The sequence below is a fragment of the Marinisporobacter balticus genome (assembly GCF_004345705.1).
In the GTDB taxonomy this organism is placed as follows: Bacteria; Bacillota; Clostridia; order Peptostreptococcales; family Thermotaleaceae; genus Marinisporobacter; species Marinisporobacter balticus.
In genome coordinates, this window is record NZ_SLWV01000004.1 from 65,026 (window position 1) to 79,944 (window position 14,919).

17 protein-coding genes and 1 riboswitch are annotated in these 14,919 nt (G+C 33.2%); of the genes, 11 read left to right on the forward strand and 6 right to left on the reverse strand.

The features are described 5' to 3' along the window. Positions 1-13: 13 nt before the first annotated feature. Positions 14-103, reverse strand: a riboswitch (cyclic di-GMP riboswitch). Between the two features lie 181 nt (positions 104-284). Next, entirely contained in the window at positions 285-719 is a 435-nt protein-coding gene (locus tag EV214_RS04600) for a hypothetical protein (protein WP_132243187.1), read from the forward strand. A 172-nt stretch (positions 720-891) separates the two neighbouring features. Beyond that, a complete protein-coding gene (locus EV214_RS04605; protein ID WP_132243189.1) occupies positions 892-1,233 on the forward strand; it encodes a hypothetical protein in 342 nt (113 codons plus the stop codon). Positions 1,234-1,264: 31 nt separating this feature from the next. On the opposite strand, the gene EV214_RS04610 is transcribed toward EV214_RS04605, so the two are convergent. Next, positions 1,265-1,525, reverse strand: a complete 261-nt coding sequence (locus tag EV214_RS04610; protein WP_132243191.1) for a cysteine-rich small domain-containing protein — start codon at positions 1,523-1,525, stop codon at positions 1,265-1,267. A gap of 293 nt (positions 1,526-1,818) precedes the next feature. Between EV214_RS04610 and EV214_RS04615 the strand changes: the two genes are divergently transcribed. The 5 genes from EV214_RS04615 to EV214_RS04635 all read left to right on the forward strand — a co-directional run bounded on the left by EV214_RS04615 (position 1,819) and on the right by EV214_RS04635 (position 6,336). Then, positions 1,819-2,520: a response regulator transcription factor gene (locus EV214_RS04615; RefSeq protein WP_132243193.1), complete on the forward strand. Its 702-nt coding sequence runs from the start codon at positions 1,819-1,821 to the stop codon at positions 2,518-2,520. Continuing rightward, on the forward strand, positions 2,501-3,952 hold the full coding sequence (locus EV214_RS04620; RefSeq protein WP_132243195.1) for a sensor histidine kinase: 1,452 nt from the start codon (positions 2,501-2,503) through the stop codon (positions 3,950-3,952). The genes EV214_RS04615 and EV214_RS04620 overlap by 20 nt, the downstream gene beginning before the upstream one ends. 100 nt (positions 3,953-4,052) lie before the next feature. Then, on the forward strand, positions 4,053-5,291 hold the full coding sequence (htrA, locus tag EV214_RS04625) for a serine protease HtrA (protein WP_132243197.1): 1,239 nt from the start codon (positions 4,053-4,055) through the stop codon (positions 5,289-5,291). Between the two features lie 130 nt (positions 5,292-5,421). Then, positions 5,422-5,598, forward strand: a complete 177-nt coding sequence (locus EV214_RS04630) for an asparagine synthase (RefSeq protein ID WP_132243199.1) — start codon at positions 5,422-5,424, stop codon at positions 5,596-5,598. A 159-nt stretch (positions 5,599-5,757) separates the two neighbouring features. Next, on the forward strand, positions 5,758-6,336 hold the full coding sequence (locus tag EV214_RS04635; protein WP_165916236.1) for a YhcN/YlaJ family sporulation lipoprotein: 579 nt from the start codon (positions 5,758-5,760) through the stop codon (positions 6,334-6,336). A 46-nt stretch (positions 6,337-6,382) separates the two neighbouring features. Here the strand turns inward: EV214_RS04635 and EV214_RS18930 are convergent, their stop codons facing one another. Beyond that, on the reverse strand, positions 6,383-6,685 hold the full coding sequence (locus EV214_RS18930; RefSeq protein ID WP_207669623.1) for a hypothetical protein: 303 nt from the start codon (positions 6,683-6,685) through the stop codon (positions 6,383-6,385). A 185-nt stretch (positions 6,686-6,870) separates the two neighbouring features. Between EV214_RS18930 and EV214_RS04645 the strand changes: the two genes are divergently transcribed. The 4 genes from EV214_RS04645 to EV214_RS04660 all read left to right on the forward strand — a co-directional run bounded on the left by EV214_RS04645 (position 6,871) and on the right by EV214_RS04660 (position 11,345). Further along, positions 6,871-7,974, forward strand: a complete 1,104-nt coding sequence (locus EV214_RS04645; protein ID WP_132243203.1) for a hypothetical protein — start codon at positions 6,871-6,873, stop codon at positions 7,972-7,974. Between the two features lie 237 nt (positions 7,975-8,211). Next, complete coding sequence (locus tag EV214_RS04650) at positions 8,212-10,668, forward strand: heavy metal translocating P-type ATPase (RefSeq protein ID WP_132243205.1); 2,457 nt, start codon at positions 8,212-8,214, stop codon at positions 10,666-10,668. Positions 10,669-10,744: 76 nt separating this feature from the next. Next, a complete protein-coding gene (locus tag EV214_RS04655; RefSeq protein WP_132243207.1) occupies positions 10,745-10,960 on the forward strand; it encodes a heavy-metal-associated domain-containing protein in 216 nt (71 codons plus the stop codon). Between the two features lie 64 nt (positions 10,961-11,024). Beyond that, the gene (locus EV214_RS04660) at positions 11,025-11,345 is read left to right on the forward strand and encodes a metal-sensitive transcriptional regulator (protein WP_132243209.1); all 321 of its coding nucleotides are present in this window, start codon (positions 11,025-11,027) and stop codon (positions 11,343-11,345) included. 85 nt (positions 11,346-11,430) lie between these two features. On the opposite strand, the gene ribH is transcribed toward EV214_RS04660, so the two are convergent. Genes ribH through ribD form a run of 4 tightly spaced genes read right to left on the reverse strand, consistent with a single transcriptional unit; the run spans position 11,431 to position 14,893 of the window. Beyond that, positions 11,431-11,892 carry a 6,7-dimethyl-8-ribityllumazine synthase gene (gene ribH, locus EV214_RS04665; protein ID WP_132243211.1) on the reverse strand — a complete coding sequence of 154 codons (462 nt, stop codon included), beginning with the start codon at positions 11,890-11,892 and terminating at the stop codon, positions 11,431-11,433. A gap of 2 nt (positions 11,893-11,894) precedes the next feature. Further along, positions 11,895-13,103 (reverse strand): bifunctional 3,4-dihydroxy-2-butanone-4-phosphate synthase/GTP cyclohydrolase II, encoded by a 1,209-nt coding sequence (locus EV214_RS04670; protein WP_132243213.1) that lies wholly within the window; start codon positions 13,101-13,103, stop codon positions 11,895-11,897. Positions 13,104-13,140: 37 nt separating this feature from the next. Beyond that, on the reverse strand, positions 13,141-13,791 hold the full coding sequence (locus EV214_RS04675; protein ID WP_132243215.1) for a riboflavin synthase: 651 nt from the start codon (positions 13,789-13,791) through the stop codon (positions 13,141-13,143). Between the two features lies 1 nt (position 13,792). Next, a complete protein-coding gene (gene ribD, locus EV214_RS04680) occupies positions 13,793-14,893 on the reverse strand; it encodes a bifunctional diaminohydroxyphosphoribosylaminopyrimidine deaminase/5-amino-6-(5-phosphoribosylamino)uracil reductase RibD (protein WP_132243218.1) in 1,101 nt (366 codons plus the stop codon). Positions 14,894-14,919: the final 26 nt, after the last annotated feature.

Here is a 14,919-nt window from a genome sequence, read left to right on the forward strand (position 1 = left end):
GTGCCTATCGTCCTTCGGTAACTGGCTGGCATTGTGTAAGTGTTACACATTAGCCCCTATAGCTTTGCGTCACTAGTTTTCACCAGTTTTGCCATTATCGAGATTTTGTTGCACCTGATTCTTGGTTCAATTATATAAGTTGGTATAGTATCTAACAATAGGACTACAAGACTATATACGACAAAATACGACATGAAATAACTGGAAAAGACAAAAATGAAATAGAAGGACTTTGGCATGATAAATAGAATAGATTATGTAAATAGATTTGAGGAGGAATAAACATGAACTGGGATGAACTTTTTAAACAAGGGGAACAATTGGTAAGTGATCGAATGATCTCTGAAGCCATAGAACATTATAAAGGAATTATGGAAAAGGCTGAGGATAATAAAAAAATATATTTTTGGGCATTAAAGCATTTAGGTGATGTTGTAGGATATGCAGGAATGAAAGATTATCTTCAATCGATAGATATTTATCAAAAAATTATCAATGAATATGAGGAAGATGATGACATGCTATACAATTGGTGTCAATTAGATATGGCAAAAGCTTATTTAGAAATGGGTCTTGCGTTGATGGGAAACTTTGATAATATGAGAGAAATCATTGAAATAGAAGATGATAAGATGAAGCAATATTTTAATAAAACGATACAAAAAAGAAATGATTATATTGAAAAGGAAGCAGAAGTACTTTATAAAGCGCGAATGTAATGAAAAATACCCTCTCAAAATTTTTAGAGGGTCTTTAATGTAATAGATCAATCCCTTTACGCTATAGAAGTGAATCTCCTTCTCAATTATTATACCAAACGATTAAAATTTCATAGATATTTTTTTGATTTATTGAATATAGATAAAATAAAGAGGTCAAGGAGGTTTAAATATGTGTATTAGAATCATATCTTTATCTATAAGGGCTAAAGAAGTGTTAGAACTTCTAATAGGGGAAATGGATGGAGATTTGATACATTATGAATATCATGAAATAGAAGGAGAACGGGGATTTGGAAATGCTGTTTTTGAGAAATTTTATACAAGCCCCAAACATAAAAAAATTATTATTGTAAATACGCAAAATTTAAAAGAAACAACAAATGCTACAATTATTCTTGCTTGCAATTATGACGAATGGTCACTAAGACTAGATTCGGAAAGTGCAGATGAATGTATGGATGAAATCATGGAAATATTAGATGCGTATATGATCAATGAAAAAGATGGATAACAGGTAGATAACAAGGATCTACCTGTTTTTCTTATTCTCTTTCACTCCCTATGCGAATCACTTCATTCATTTTGGACATGACATAGTCATAAGCCCCTTTACCGTGAGGAATGGTACAACCACTGCAATCTTTTACACCATTGTTATAAGTGAAGTTTCCACCACACTTGTCTTTTAACATGTATAATGGACAGAAACAAAATAAGCAATTAAAATTTTCTTGATCCGCTACTTTATGACAGGGGAAATACTCACATTTACTGTTTTGATTGAATTTAAAATTTTCACGCATAAAATCAGCTCCTTAAATCAATTTTTAAGTATCTATGAAATTAATAATGATTTGACAAAAGACAAACTAATTGCTGTACTATAAGTGTAACATATGAAAATAAGCTTTGGAATAAGCGTAAATAAAAAAAGTTTCTAGATAGGATAGAAACTTTGCGCTTTTTTAGGTTTAAAAATAAATATAATTTGATACAATGCAAATAAGAATAGATTCAAAAGGGATAAAAAATTTAAAAATAAAGAACTTCGAAATATATATTATAATGAAAATGAGTGGACGAGGAGGGGAAAACGATGGATCGAAAAATCCTTGTGGTAGATGATGATGTGAATATTTGTGAACTCATTGGACTTTATATAAAAAAAGAAGGATACCATGTAATATGTGTTTACGATGGCATTCGTGCAATAGAAGCTTTCAAGGAAGAAACACCGGATCTTGTAATTTTAGATATTATGCTTCCTAAAATGGATGGATGGGATGTTTGCAGAGAACTAAAAAAAATAAGCAATGTACCGATTATTATGATTAGTGCAAAAGGCGATATCTTTGATAAGGTTTTAGGACTGAAGCTGGGTGCAGATGATTATGTTGTAAAGCCTTTTGAGCCAAGAGAGCTTGTGGCAAGGGTAGAAGCAGTATTAAGAAGAACATCTGGAAAATCTTTACCTACAAGGAGTATGATTATGCCAAATCTACTTATAGATATGGATTTGTATATTGTGAAAATACAAGATAAGACCTATACACTTCCACCGAAGGAAATGGAACTTTTATATTTTCTAGCAAAGAATCAAAATAGAGTTTTTAGTAGAGATCAATTAATAGAAAATATTTGGGGATTTGATTTTGACGGAGATACCCGCACGATAGATGTGCATATAAAAAGGTTGAGAGAAAAGTTAGAAGCCTTAAAGGATCAATACGCAATTAAGACGGTCTGGGGTGTGGGATATAAATTTGAGGTGAAAAAAGATGTTCAACACGGTATTTAAAAAGCTACTAAGTATTTATTTTGTAATTATTTTTGTATCTTTTCTTATCTTGGGATTGTTATTTTCCCAATTATTTGAGAATTATTTTTTTAGTAGGCATGAGAGCGTATTACTTGAAGAAGGAGAGAAAATCAACCAGTTGGTGATCGGTTACTTAAATAGAGATATTAGTCGAGAACGATTAAATTTAGAATTACAGGCAGTAGAAAGGTTTTTGGATACAAGAATATGGGTAATAGATAAGAGCGGAATCATCTATGGGGTTTCTAGTGATGAGAAAAAATGGATTGGAAAACAAATTACAACAAAGGATATGTTAGAAGTATTAGAAGGAAACATTATTGTCAAAAAGGGGATTTACGAAGAAATAGGAAAAACACCTATGGTAACAGTGGGGATGCCTATATTTATAAATGGACAGGTAGATAATGCGATTATTATGCATTCACCTTTATATGGTATTACAAAGGCGATCAAAGAAGTGCATAAAATTATATGGACAGCGATGAGTATTTCATTTTTTATCTCTTTCATTATATTGTATATTGTCTCGAAAAAGGTATCTTCCCCCATTAGCGAAATGGGTCAAGTTGCAGGAAAATTAGCACAAGGGGACTTTAGTCAGCGCGTACAATTTTCTACACATATAGAAGATGAGGTAGGAAAAGTAACAAGAACCTTTAATGATATGGCAGATAGACTAGAAAAAATCGAAGAAAATAGAAGAAGTTTTATATCAGCTGTTGCCCATGAACTTAGATCACCGTTGACCTTGATTCAAGGATTTGTACAGGGAATGGTAGATGGAACGGTAGAGGAAGAAGATAATGACAAATATCTAAATATTATGCTAGGAGAAACAAAACGACTGACCAAATTAATTGCTAATCTATTGGATATACAAAAAATGGAGTCTGATCAATACCCTATATATCCACAAGCATTTGATATGAATGAGCTAATTGTTAGGACGCTAATGAAATATGAGGAAGACATAGATAAAAAAAATATCCAAATAGATATTAAACTCTCAGAAAATAGGACATTCGTTTGGGCAGATAAAGACGCTTACGAACAGGTACTTATAAATCTTTTAGAAAATGCCATGAAGTTTATGAAGGAGAGTGGCAGACTACAAATAAAAAGTGAATATGCACAGGACAAGATATGGGTAGAAATTCAAGACAATGGGATAGGGATAGATAAAGAAGAACAAAATAAAATATGGGATCGATTTTATAAAGTAGATAAATCTAGAGATCGTAATAAGATGGGAACAGGCTTAGGTCTTTATATTGTTAAAAAAATCATAGATCGGCATAAAGAAGAAATAAAAGTAGTAAGTGAAAAAGGAAAAGGAACAACTTTTATTTTTTCATTACCGATTGATTCTGCAAAGAGAAAGCTTAAAACACCTATCCAACCAAGCTAACTATTTATAAAATAAATTTTTTGTTCATGATTTGTTCATATTTTGTTCATAACCTTTTTTTAAAATAAAGTTATTAAATAGGAAAGAGGTGACCATTTTTATGGAATACGAAAAGGATCCATATAGTCAACAAGAACAAAGGAAAATCAGTGAAGCAGAACAAAGAGCAATTATTGATATACCACGTAGTGATTATGTAGAAAATAATCAACAAAAAAAGCCAAAAAGAAGAATGAAAAATATAACGCTTATTGTTATTATTTTAATTTCCGCTTTGATGGGTGGTGTCATATCAAGCTATGCCATGCCTGTTTATGTTTTTGGAAAACTGATCCCTTATCCAAAGAATTATTTTGGTCAAGACATCAAACAAATCATTAATGTAAAACCACAAAACACAGAATTTTTAGTATCTGCTGTGGCTAAAAAAGCAATGCCGTCTGTTGTAGGTATTACGACTAAAAGTATCCAGACAGATTTTTTCTTTGGAAAGCAAACGTCTAAGGGATTAGGAACAGGGGTTATAGTAGATAAGAGAGGATATATACTGACAAATGCACATGTGGTAAATAACGGAGACGTGGAAGAGTTAAATGTACTGTTTGATGATGGAACGAAAAAAGATGCAAAAATACTTTGGAATGACCCAGCCCTAGATTTAGCAATTATTCAAGTGGACGGCGTAAATGTAATACCAGCAGATTTAGGCAACTCTGATAATTTAGAAGTAGGGGAAGTTGCCATTGCAATAGGAAATCCTTTAGGAATGGAGTTCCAAAAAACGGTTACATCAGGGATTGTTAGTGGACTTGAAAGAAGTGTAGCAGTTAATCAAAATGAGACTATTGAAGATTTAATTCAAACAGATGCTTCTATTAATCCAGGCAACAGTGGGGGGCCACTTTTAAATGCAAAAGGCGAAGTGATTGGTATTAATACAGCAAAAATTCAATCAGGAGAAGGATTAGGATTTGCAATACCTATTAATATAGCAAAACCTATTGTAGATCAGTTTATTGAAAAAGGAGAGTTTAGAAAAGTCTATATGGGGATTAAGGGTATGGATGTGAATGTGTTTGAAAGATATACAGGGATTGATTTATCTGCTGATAAAGGGATATATGTAGCAGAAGTGTCAAAAAATTCTCCAGCTGCAAAAGCCAATTTAAGAACAGGGGATATTATTATTGGTGTAGATAATAAGGAAATCACAAGTATGACACAATTGATAAGAGCGTTATATAAATATAGACCAGAAGATGATTTAACTATTAAAATTTTAAGAAATGAAGAAGAAAAAACACTAAAAATGAAGTTACAGAAAATACCTCAAAAATAGGAAAAAGTCAATTTGAATACTAGCTTTTTTTAATTTTATTTTGCCACATTTGAGATCTTTTGGAACGGATATAAAGATAAAAAAGGTAGCAACCTAATAGTGGGTTCCAAAAAATGAAGGAGGGATTTTCATGGAGATTCGTGAAGGATTAATACCTGCAGCTTTAGGATCGGCTGTTACAGTTACAGGAGCAATCATGAAAAGAAAGGATGTGGCACCGATGATTGCTGCAGGAATTGTAGGTTTCGGATTGGCACATATTTTACTTGGAACGGTAGACATGGTACAACACAATCATCAGAGATAAAAAGCAAGGGAATTCCCTTGCTTTTTCACTTTGTGGCTATGAAATATAGGGATTGTAAAATGAGAAATAATACAAATGTTAGCTAAAGTTTCAATCAATATATTTAAGAAAAATGACAGAGAATAATAATGTAAACTAAATAAAGAAAGGAGAATTATTTTGAAAAAGAAAATAAAACAAATTTCTATTGTTGTTACTTTTTTAATCTTTGCATCTTTTTTAGCCATAGGATGTGCACCTGCACAAAAACCTGTTCCAAGACAAAATGATTATAATCCAAATGATACAAACATTGATATGTATGATAAACAAATTACGCAAAGAGAAGGTAATAATTATGGGTTAAATGGAACAAGAGAAGATCTCTATAATAATCAAAACGTTCCAGACGGATATGAAGATCAGAATTTGACTTATGATAATACTCCAAATAATTTGGGAAATAATCTCGTATTAGAGAGAGAAATTGAAAAAATATCAGGCGTAAAAGATGCAGTTGTTGTTGTAGATAATACTACTGCTTATGTAGGAATCGAAACAGATGCAGCAAAAAATATGAATACGAAAGCAATGCAAACAAATGTTGCAAATATGATTAAGGATAGAATGCCAAACATAAAAACAGTATCCATTACAACAGAAAGAGATCGTGTAGAAAAATTAAGAGGTTACACGAGAGATATAACTAGCGGAAAACCTGTAAGAGATTTTATTGATAGAATAAGAGACTTATTTTAATAAAAAAAAGGTTTCTTGATTTATTGAGAAACCTTTTTTAAATTTATTACTTACACATACACTGCATAGCGCGCATTCTGCAAGCTTCTGCTTGACACATAGCAGCCATATATTGATGCATATGTTCCATGTAACATAACTCTTTCGGATCTTCTTCACACATCATAGGCATTTGAGGACACATAGGCATACCACCCATACCAGGCATACCAGGCATACCAGGCATACCAGGCATACCCATCATTGGATAAGGTGTAGGCATGCCACCCATACCAGGCATTTGTGGATACATTGGATATTCGCCACAGTCCATACCATAATCTTTCATGTAATCTTCATGCATAGGCATTATATTTCCCCCTTGAAATAAATTTTAGAGTAAGTAATTCTCCTAGTTATAGCATATGCGCATAGGGAGGATAGTGACACATAAAAAAAAAGACTATAAAACAAATAAAAATATAAGTGAAGGTACCTAAAAAGGAAATAGATTACGTAACCTATATTAGAATAATGAATATGGAGGAGAGCAAAATGAAAAAAATAATGCGTTCTATTTTAGTATTTACATTGTTATTATCTATGTCAGTCATATCAAGTTATGCCTATGGCGCAAAAGCGTTTACACCACCTGGTTTGGCAAAAAAAGGAGGATTACCTCCAGGATTAGTAAAAAAAGAGCAGCTTCCCCCTGGATGGGATAAAGGAATTGGCGATATAAACGAATATGAAGAAGCGCATACGATTGAAAGAAACCTATTAAAGGGAACTGTAAAAGAAGTAGGAAAAAACATATTAAAAGTTCAAATGAATACAATGCGTATTACATTAGAAATAGTAAATGATACAGAAATTAAAATTAATGGTGCAAGTGGTGATTTAGAAGATATTCAAGTTGGAGATGAAATAAGTGTTGAAACAGATGAGCTAAAAGGAATAGTGGAAATTGATGTAACAAATGAAAATAAAGGGCAATTTGTTACAGGAAAATTATTAGACATTAAGAACGAAGATGAAATTGTTTTGAAAGTAAATGATGCGACCAATGCGTATATGCTAGCGGATGATGTAAAAGTATATATTCAGGGACGTTTAAAGGAATTAGAGGATTTAAAAGAAAATGAAACCATAAAGTTGAAATTAGAAAATAATCAAGTGAAAATAATAAGATGGAATCCAGAAGTTTTAATAGAAGATACAACTTTTGAAGGAAAAATATATGTGATTGATAGAGACAATGAAGAAATCATCGTGAAAAATGAGGCAACAGCAAAAGTATTTAAACTCAATAAGGATACAATTATAGAAATAGATGGTAATAAAGTAGAATTAAAGGATTTAGAGAAAGGTATGATGGTGGAAGTATTTGTTGAAGACGATAAAAAAGTGAAAGTGTTAGTACAAACAACAGAACATACATATGAAGGAAGATTAATGAAAATAGAATCGGGATTACAAAATAAAATAACGATTGAAGTAGATAATGAAACAAAGACGTTTGTAGTAGATGAAGATGTAGAAGTTCAAATAGATGAGGGTCAAGAAGGTTTCATAGCGCTATTTGATGAAATTGGGCATAAAGTGGAAATAAAAGTATTAGATAATCAGGTTGTGGAAATTGAGGTAGCAGATAAATAAGAAACAAGCTATGATTCAAATTGAATCATAGCTTGTTTTTTTAATAAATCTCTTTTAAAGTATTTCTTTTAAAAATACTAAGTTTTAGTATTATATATGATATAAAAGAAAAAATAAATGGTTTTAACGGTACAATATAGGGAAATATATGAATAAGTATACTTGACAACGAAGAGATAAAGATATATTCTATAAACAATATATACCCCTAGGGGGTATTCTGAGAGGAGAGATAGAATGAAATCAGAGATACTTAAAATAAATGGAATGAGTTGTGCAGCTTGTGCAAAAGCATCGGAAAGAGTTGTAAAGAAATTAGCGGGTGTTGCAGAAGTTCATGTGAATTTTGCTACAGAGAAAATGTCCTTAACATATGATGATACAAAAACAAAACGAGAAGATATAAGAGCTGCTGTGAAAAAGGCAGGATATGAAGTGGTTGAGGAGGATAATAATGAGATAACTATTCCTATAGAAGGGATGACCTGCGCAGCTTGCGCTAGAGCAGTTGATCGTGCGATCAACAAATTAGAAGGAATCGTATCTGTAAACGTAAATATAGCTACAAATAAAGCTACAGTAGTTTATGATACACACAGGGTAAGAATTTCAGAAATTAAAGGAGCAATTAAAAAAGCAGGATATGTTCCTCTTGAAATTGAGAAAAATAATGAAAAGGATTATGATCGAGAAAAAAAAGAAAAAGAAATGAATCAATTTAAGAGAAAAGTCATTTTATCAGCAATATTTGCAATACCGCTTTTATATATTGCTATGGGACCTATGATTGGACTTGCATTACCAAAGATTATAGATCATTTAGAAAATCCCCTCAATTTTGCAATGATTCAAATCGTTTTTGTACTGCCTGTATTATTTGCAGGAAATAATTTTTATACGAAAGGATTCCTTGCAATCTTCCGAAGAAGTCCTAATATGGATTCTCTCGTAGCAATGGGTACAGGAGCAGCTGTTTTGTATGGATTTTATGCAACCTATCGAATTGCTATTGGAGATGTAATGTATGCACATGATTTATATTTTGAATCTGCAGGTGTAATTATTACATTAATATTGCTAGGGAAATATTTAGAAGCTGTAAGTAAAGGAAAAACATCAGAAGCTATAAAGAAGCTGATGGAATTAGGATCAAAAACAGCAATTGTTTTACAAGAAGAAAAAGAAATAGAAATTCCTATAGAAGAAGTAGAAGTAGAAGATGTAATTATTATAAAACCAGGAAGTAAAATTCCTGTAGATGGCAAAGTGATAGAAGGAACCACCTTTATTGATGAATCTATGTTAACGGGAGAAAGCATTCCAGTAGAGAAAGGAGTAGGAGATCAAGTCGTGGCAGGAAGCATTAATAAACAAGGATTTATTAAATTTAGAGCAACGAAAGTAGGGAAAGATACTGCACTTGCTCAGATTATAAAATTGGTAGAAGAAGCCCAGGGATCAAAGGCGCCCATTGCAAAAATGGCAGATATTGTTTCAGCCTATTTTGTGCCAATCGTATTTATCATTGCTACATTATCATCTATGACTTGGTATATAAGTGGTGAAAGTGGGGTTTTTTCATTAACAATTTTTATTGCAGTGATGGTAATTGCTTGCCCGTGTGCATTAGGTTTGGCAACACCCACAGCAATTATGGTAGGCACAGGAAAAGGTGCAGAATACGGGGTTTTAATCAAAGGTGGAGAAGCGTTAGAACGCGCACATAAGATTCAGACAGTCGTGTTTGATAAAACAGGCACAATCACTGAAGGAAGACCAGAAGTAACGGATATTATAACGATGGATACGATCGATGAGATGAAACTTCTTCAAATTGCTGCTTCAGCAGAAAAAGGTTCAGAGCATCCTTTAGCAGAAGCAATTGTAAAAGCTTCTGAAAAAGAAAACCTTCAGATGATAAAAATAGATAAGTTTGAAGCCATTGTAGGATCGGGTATTGAAGTCATCCTTGAAGAGAAAACTGTATTATTAGGAAATAGAAAACTGATGCAAGATAAAAATATAGATTTGTTAACACTAGAAGAAACATCAAATCAATTGGCAACAGAAGGGAAAACCCCTATGTATATAGCGATCAATGGAAAAATTGCAGGTATTATAGGGGTAGCGGATGTTATGAAGGAAAATAGTAAAGAAGCTATAAGAAAGATTCATGATATGGGTATAGAAGCCATAATGATTACAGGAGATAATAAACTAACAGCAAGAGCCATTGCAAAGCAAGTAGGAATAGATCGTGTTCTTGCGGAAGTGCTTCCACAGGATAAAGCAAATGAAGTGGAAAAGATACAAAAAGAAGGAAAAGTAGTGGCGATGGTAGGCGATGGTATAAATGATGCACCAGCACTAGCTAGGGCAGATATTGGTATTGCCATAGGATCAGGAACCGATGTAGCGATAGAATCAGCAGATATTGTGCTCATGAAAAGTGATTTGATGGATGTACCTACTGCAATCAAACTAAGTAAGCGTACTATCAAAAATATAAAGCAAAATCTATTTTGGGCATTTTTTTACAATTCCTTGGGGATTCCACTTGCCGCGGGTGTATTTTATGCACTAGGAGGTCCAAAATTAAATCCAATGTTTGCGGGCGCAGCTATGTCTTTAAGCTCCGTATCTGTTGTTACGAATGCCTTAAGATTAAAGAAGTTTAAACCCTATAAAAGTTAAAATAGATTTAGTGAAGGGTGAACATTTAAACTGAATATTAGAGAAAATTAACACATAATAAGGAGGAAATAAAACAATGAAAATAATAATGAAAATTGAAGGGATGAGTTGTAACCATTGTGTAAACCATGTAAAAAATGCACTAGAGGAAATTACTGGTGTGAAGACTGTAGAAGTAGATTTACAACGGAAAAATGCTGTGATAGAATTAAGTCAAGATGGAGATCATAAGGTATTGAAAGAAGCTGTTGAGGAAGCAGGATATGAGGTAGTAGAAATGGAAGAAATCTAAAACAAAAAAGTCTTAGATAGAGATAAACCCTGTCTAAGGCTTTTTTTATAGTGGAGGGGATTATATGGATGAACAAGAGCTATGCTGTTCTGGAGAAATGACAGATAAAAGGCATGTGGACCGCCCGGAGAAAGTAAACAATGCATTGATTAAAAGACTTAATAGAATTGAAGGACAAGTAAGAGGGATTAAAGGAATGATTCAAAAAGGGGTTTATTGTGATGATGTTTTAATACAGATTGCTGCAGTCCAATCTGCTATGAAGGGTGTGAGTAGACTATTGTTAGAAAGTCACATGCATACCTGCATTATAGATAGAATTAAATCTGATGATGAGCAAGTTATTGATGAATTTTTAAAGACCATCGATCGAATAATCAAATAAAAGACGGGGAAATACCCGTCTTTTCTAAAAAATGATTTCAAAATAAATTTTCTAATCTTGATTATTATTCCAATTGTTTTTGCAATTAAATTTGTTTTAATAAATTTGCCATTTCAATAGCTGTTACAGCTGCATCGTAGCCTTTATTTCCAGCCTTTGTACCAGCACGTTCAATGGCTTGTTCGATGGTATCTGTTGTAAGTACACCAAATATGACAGGAATCTCTGTTTCTAAGGATACACTGGCGATACCTTTTGTAACTTCACCAGATACATAATCAAAGTGTGGTGTAGCGCCTCTGATCACAGCACCTAGGCAAATAACCCCATCATATTTTTTAGATTTAGCTAATTTTTTTGCTACTAAAGGAATTTCAAAAGCACCTGGAACCCAAGTGATTTCGATGTTTTCTTCATCCACGCCGTGACGCTTTAGCCCATCTATTGCGCCAGATAATAGCTTTCCGCCAATAAATTCATTAAATCTTCCTACAACAATACCAAATTTTAAACTTTCAGCAATTAATTTACCTTCATAGATTTTCATATTTATTCCTCCTCGAATTTTAGCATATGTCCCATTTTTTGTTTTTTTGTTTTTAAATAAAACATATTTTTTTCATTGTGATTCATTTGAATAGGAACCCTTTCTACAATTTCTAGACCATAACCTGAAAGACCAAAAATTTTTTTTGGATTATTGGTCATTAGTTTTATTTTTTTAATACCTAAGTCAGAAAGAATCTGCGCACCTATGCCATAATCTCTTAGATCTTCAGGAAAACCTAAAGCTAAGTTGGCCTCTACTGTATCCATTCCTTGATCTTGAAGCGCGTAAGCTTTTAGTTTATTCATAAGACCGATGCCTCTACCCTCTTGACGCATATATAGAAGGACGCCTCTACCTTCTTTTTCAATACGTTTCATTGCATCTGCATATTGCTGGCCACAATCACAACGGATGGACCCGAAAGCATCGCCTGTTAAACATTCTGAATGGACACGAATCAAAACAGGTTCACCATCTGTAACATCTCCCTTTACTAAAGCAACATGATGTTCACCGTTTAATTTGTTTTCATAACCAATAATTTTAAAATCGCCATATTTTGTAGGCATACTTGCACTAGTTATCTGCTTTACGAGTAATTCATTTTTTCTTCTATATGTTATCAAATCAGCAATGGTAATAATTTTTAAATTATGTTTTTTCACATATGGCATCAATTCAGAAACTCTTGCCATCGTGCCATCTTCATTCATAATCTCACAGATGACACCAGCAGGATAAAAACCTGCAAATCTTGCCAAATCCACTGAAGCTTCGGTATGTCCTGATCTTTTTAAAACACCACCTTCTTTTGCTGCTAATGGAAATATATGACCAGGTCTTCTAAAATCGCTAGGGCGTGAAGCTTTATCTAATATTTTTTTTATGGTGAAAGATCTTTCATGAGCAGAGATTCCAGTAGTTGTTTCCGATGCATCTATAGATACCGTAAAAGCTGTTTCATGGTTATCTGTATTATTTGTAACCATTTGTGGCATATCAAGTTCTTTTAATCTTTCGCCTATAATCGGCATACAGATTAGACCACGTCCGTACTTTGCCATGAAATTGATTGCTTCAGGTGTTACGCACTCGGCAGCCATTAGCAAGTCTCCTTCATTTTCTCGATCTTCATCATCTACAACGACGATGATTTTTCCATTTTTGATGTCTTCTATGGCTTCTTCGATTGTGTTAAATTTATGCATTTATAGATCACCTCATTAGATTAATTTTTTGTTATCTCTAAATAAAACCATGTTCACTTAAAAAATTTATGTCCATATTAGTTTTGGTGGCTGTAGGTTCTTTAAAAGATAAAAATCTTTCAATATATTTTCCGATCATATCGCATTCAAGATTTACGATATTGCCAATCTCTTTACTTAAGAGTGTGGTTAAATCTTTCGTGTGCGGAATAATAGAGACCTTAAAGAGTACATCATCTACATAGGCAACGGTTAGACTGATACCATCAATGGCAACGGAGCCTTTATGCATGATGTATTTTAAAATAGGAGAAGAAGGTGCGATAGATACCCAAATCGCATTATCTTCTCTTTTAAAATCTTTGATGATTCCCACGCCATCTACATGACCGCTTACCAAATGGCCTCCAAGACGATCTCCTAGGCTTAAAGCTCTCTCTAAGTTTACTTTAGCGCCAGGGGTTAAGGTTTTTAAATTTGTGTCACGAATGGTTTCAGCCATCACATCCACTGAGAAGGTAGAATTCGAAAAACCTGTGACTGTAAGGCAGACCCCATTTGCAGCAATACTATCGCCTAACTTTACATCCTCTAAAACTTTTTGTGCTTTTATAACAATTTTTGCTGATTTGCTACCTTTTAAGATTGATTGTACGATACCTATTTCTTCTATAAGACCAGTAAACATACTAAGTCCCCTTTCTCACATAGGCTTCTATCATAAGGTCATCTTCAAAGGAAGATACCTGTAGATTTTTTAAAAGAATGGCATCTTTCATACATGGGATACCTTCTCCACCTATAGGCGTTTTTGCCGTGCTGCCACCGATTATTTTAGGCGCAATAAAAGAAATGATTTTGTCTACGACTTTTTCATTTAAAGCTGAATAGTTTAGGGTGCTACCACCTTCTAACAAAATACTATCGATTTTTCTTTCACCTAAAATATCTAAGAGATAAGGTAAATCAACTTTACCTTCCTTAATAGGGGTGATAATTATAGTTGCCCCCATATTTTCCATAGCTTTTAATTTTTTATGATCTGAAAGATTTGTCGTAGCAATAATCGTTTTTACATCTTTACTGGTTTGCATTATTTTTGAATCTAGAGGGGTTCGTCCATGCGTATCTACAATAATTCTTGTTGGATTTAAGCTTTTTTTCGTATCCAATCGAGTAGTGAGCAAAGGATCATCCTTAAGAACTGTACCGATACCAACCATAATGCCAGATACAAGATGCCTCAATTGATGCACAAATTTTCTGGAGCTTTCATTACTAATCCACCTTGAATTTCCTGTATAGGAAGCGATTTTGCCATCTAATGTCATAGCTGTTTTTAGTATAAAAAATGGACGCTTTGTTGTAATATATTTTATAAAAATCTCATTCATTTTTTTTGATTCTTCTTCTAATACACCTGTAATGACTTCTATCCCGTGATCTTGTAGAATCTGTATGCCTTTCCCAGAAACCAAAGGATTTGGATCCGTTGTAGCAATAACAACTTTTTTAATATTTTTTTTCACAATCGCGTGGGCACATGGAGGTGTTTTACCATAATGAGAGCATGGCTCTAATGTTACGTACATGGTAGCATTAGATACATCTTCTTTAGCATGATCAAAAGCATTGATTTCTGCATGAGAACTGCCATAATACGCATGATATCCTTCGCCAATGATGCGATTATTTTTCACGATGACTGCACCTACTAAGGGATTAGGACTTGTATATCCAATGCCTAGTTTTGCAAGTTCTAATGCTTTTTTCATATAGATAGTGTCCATTTTTTCATCTCCGTTTTTATATAAAA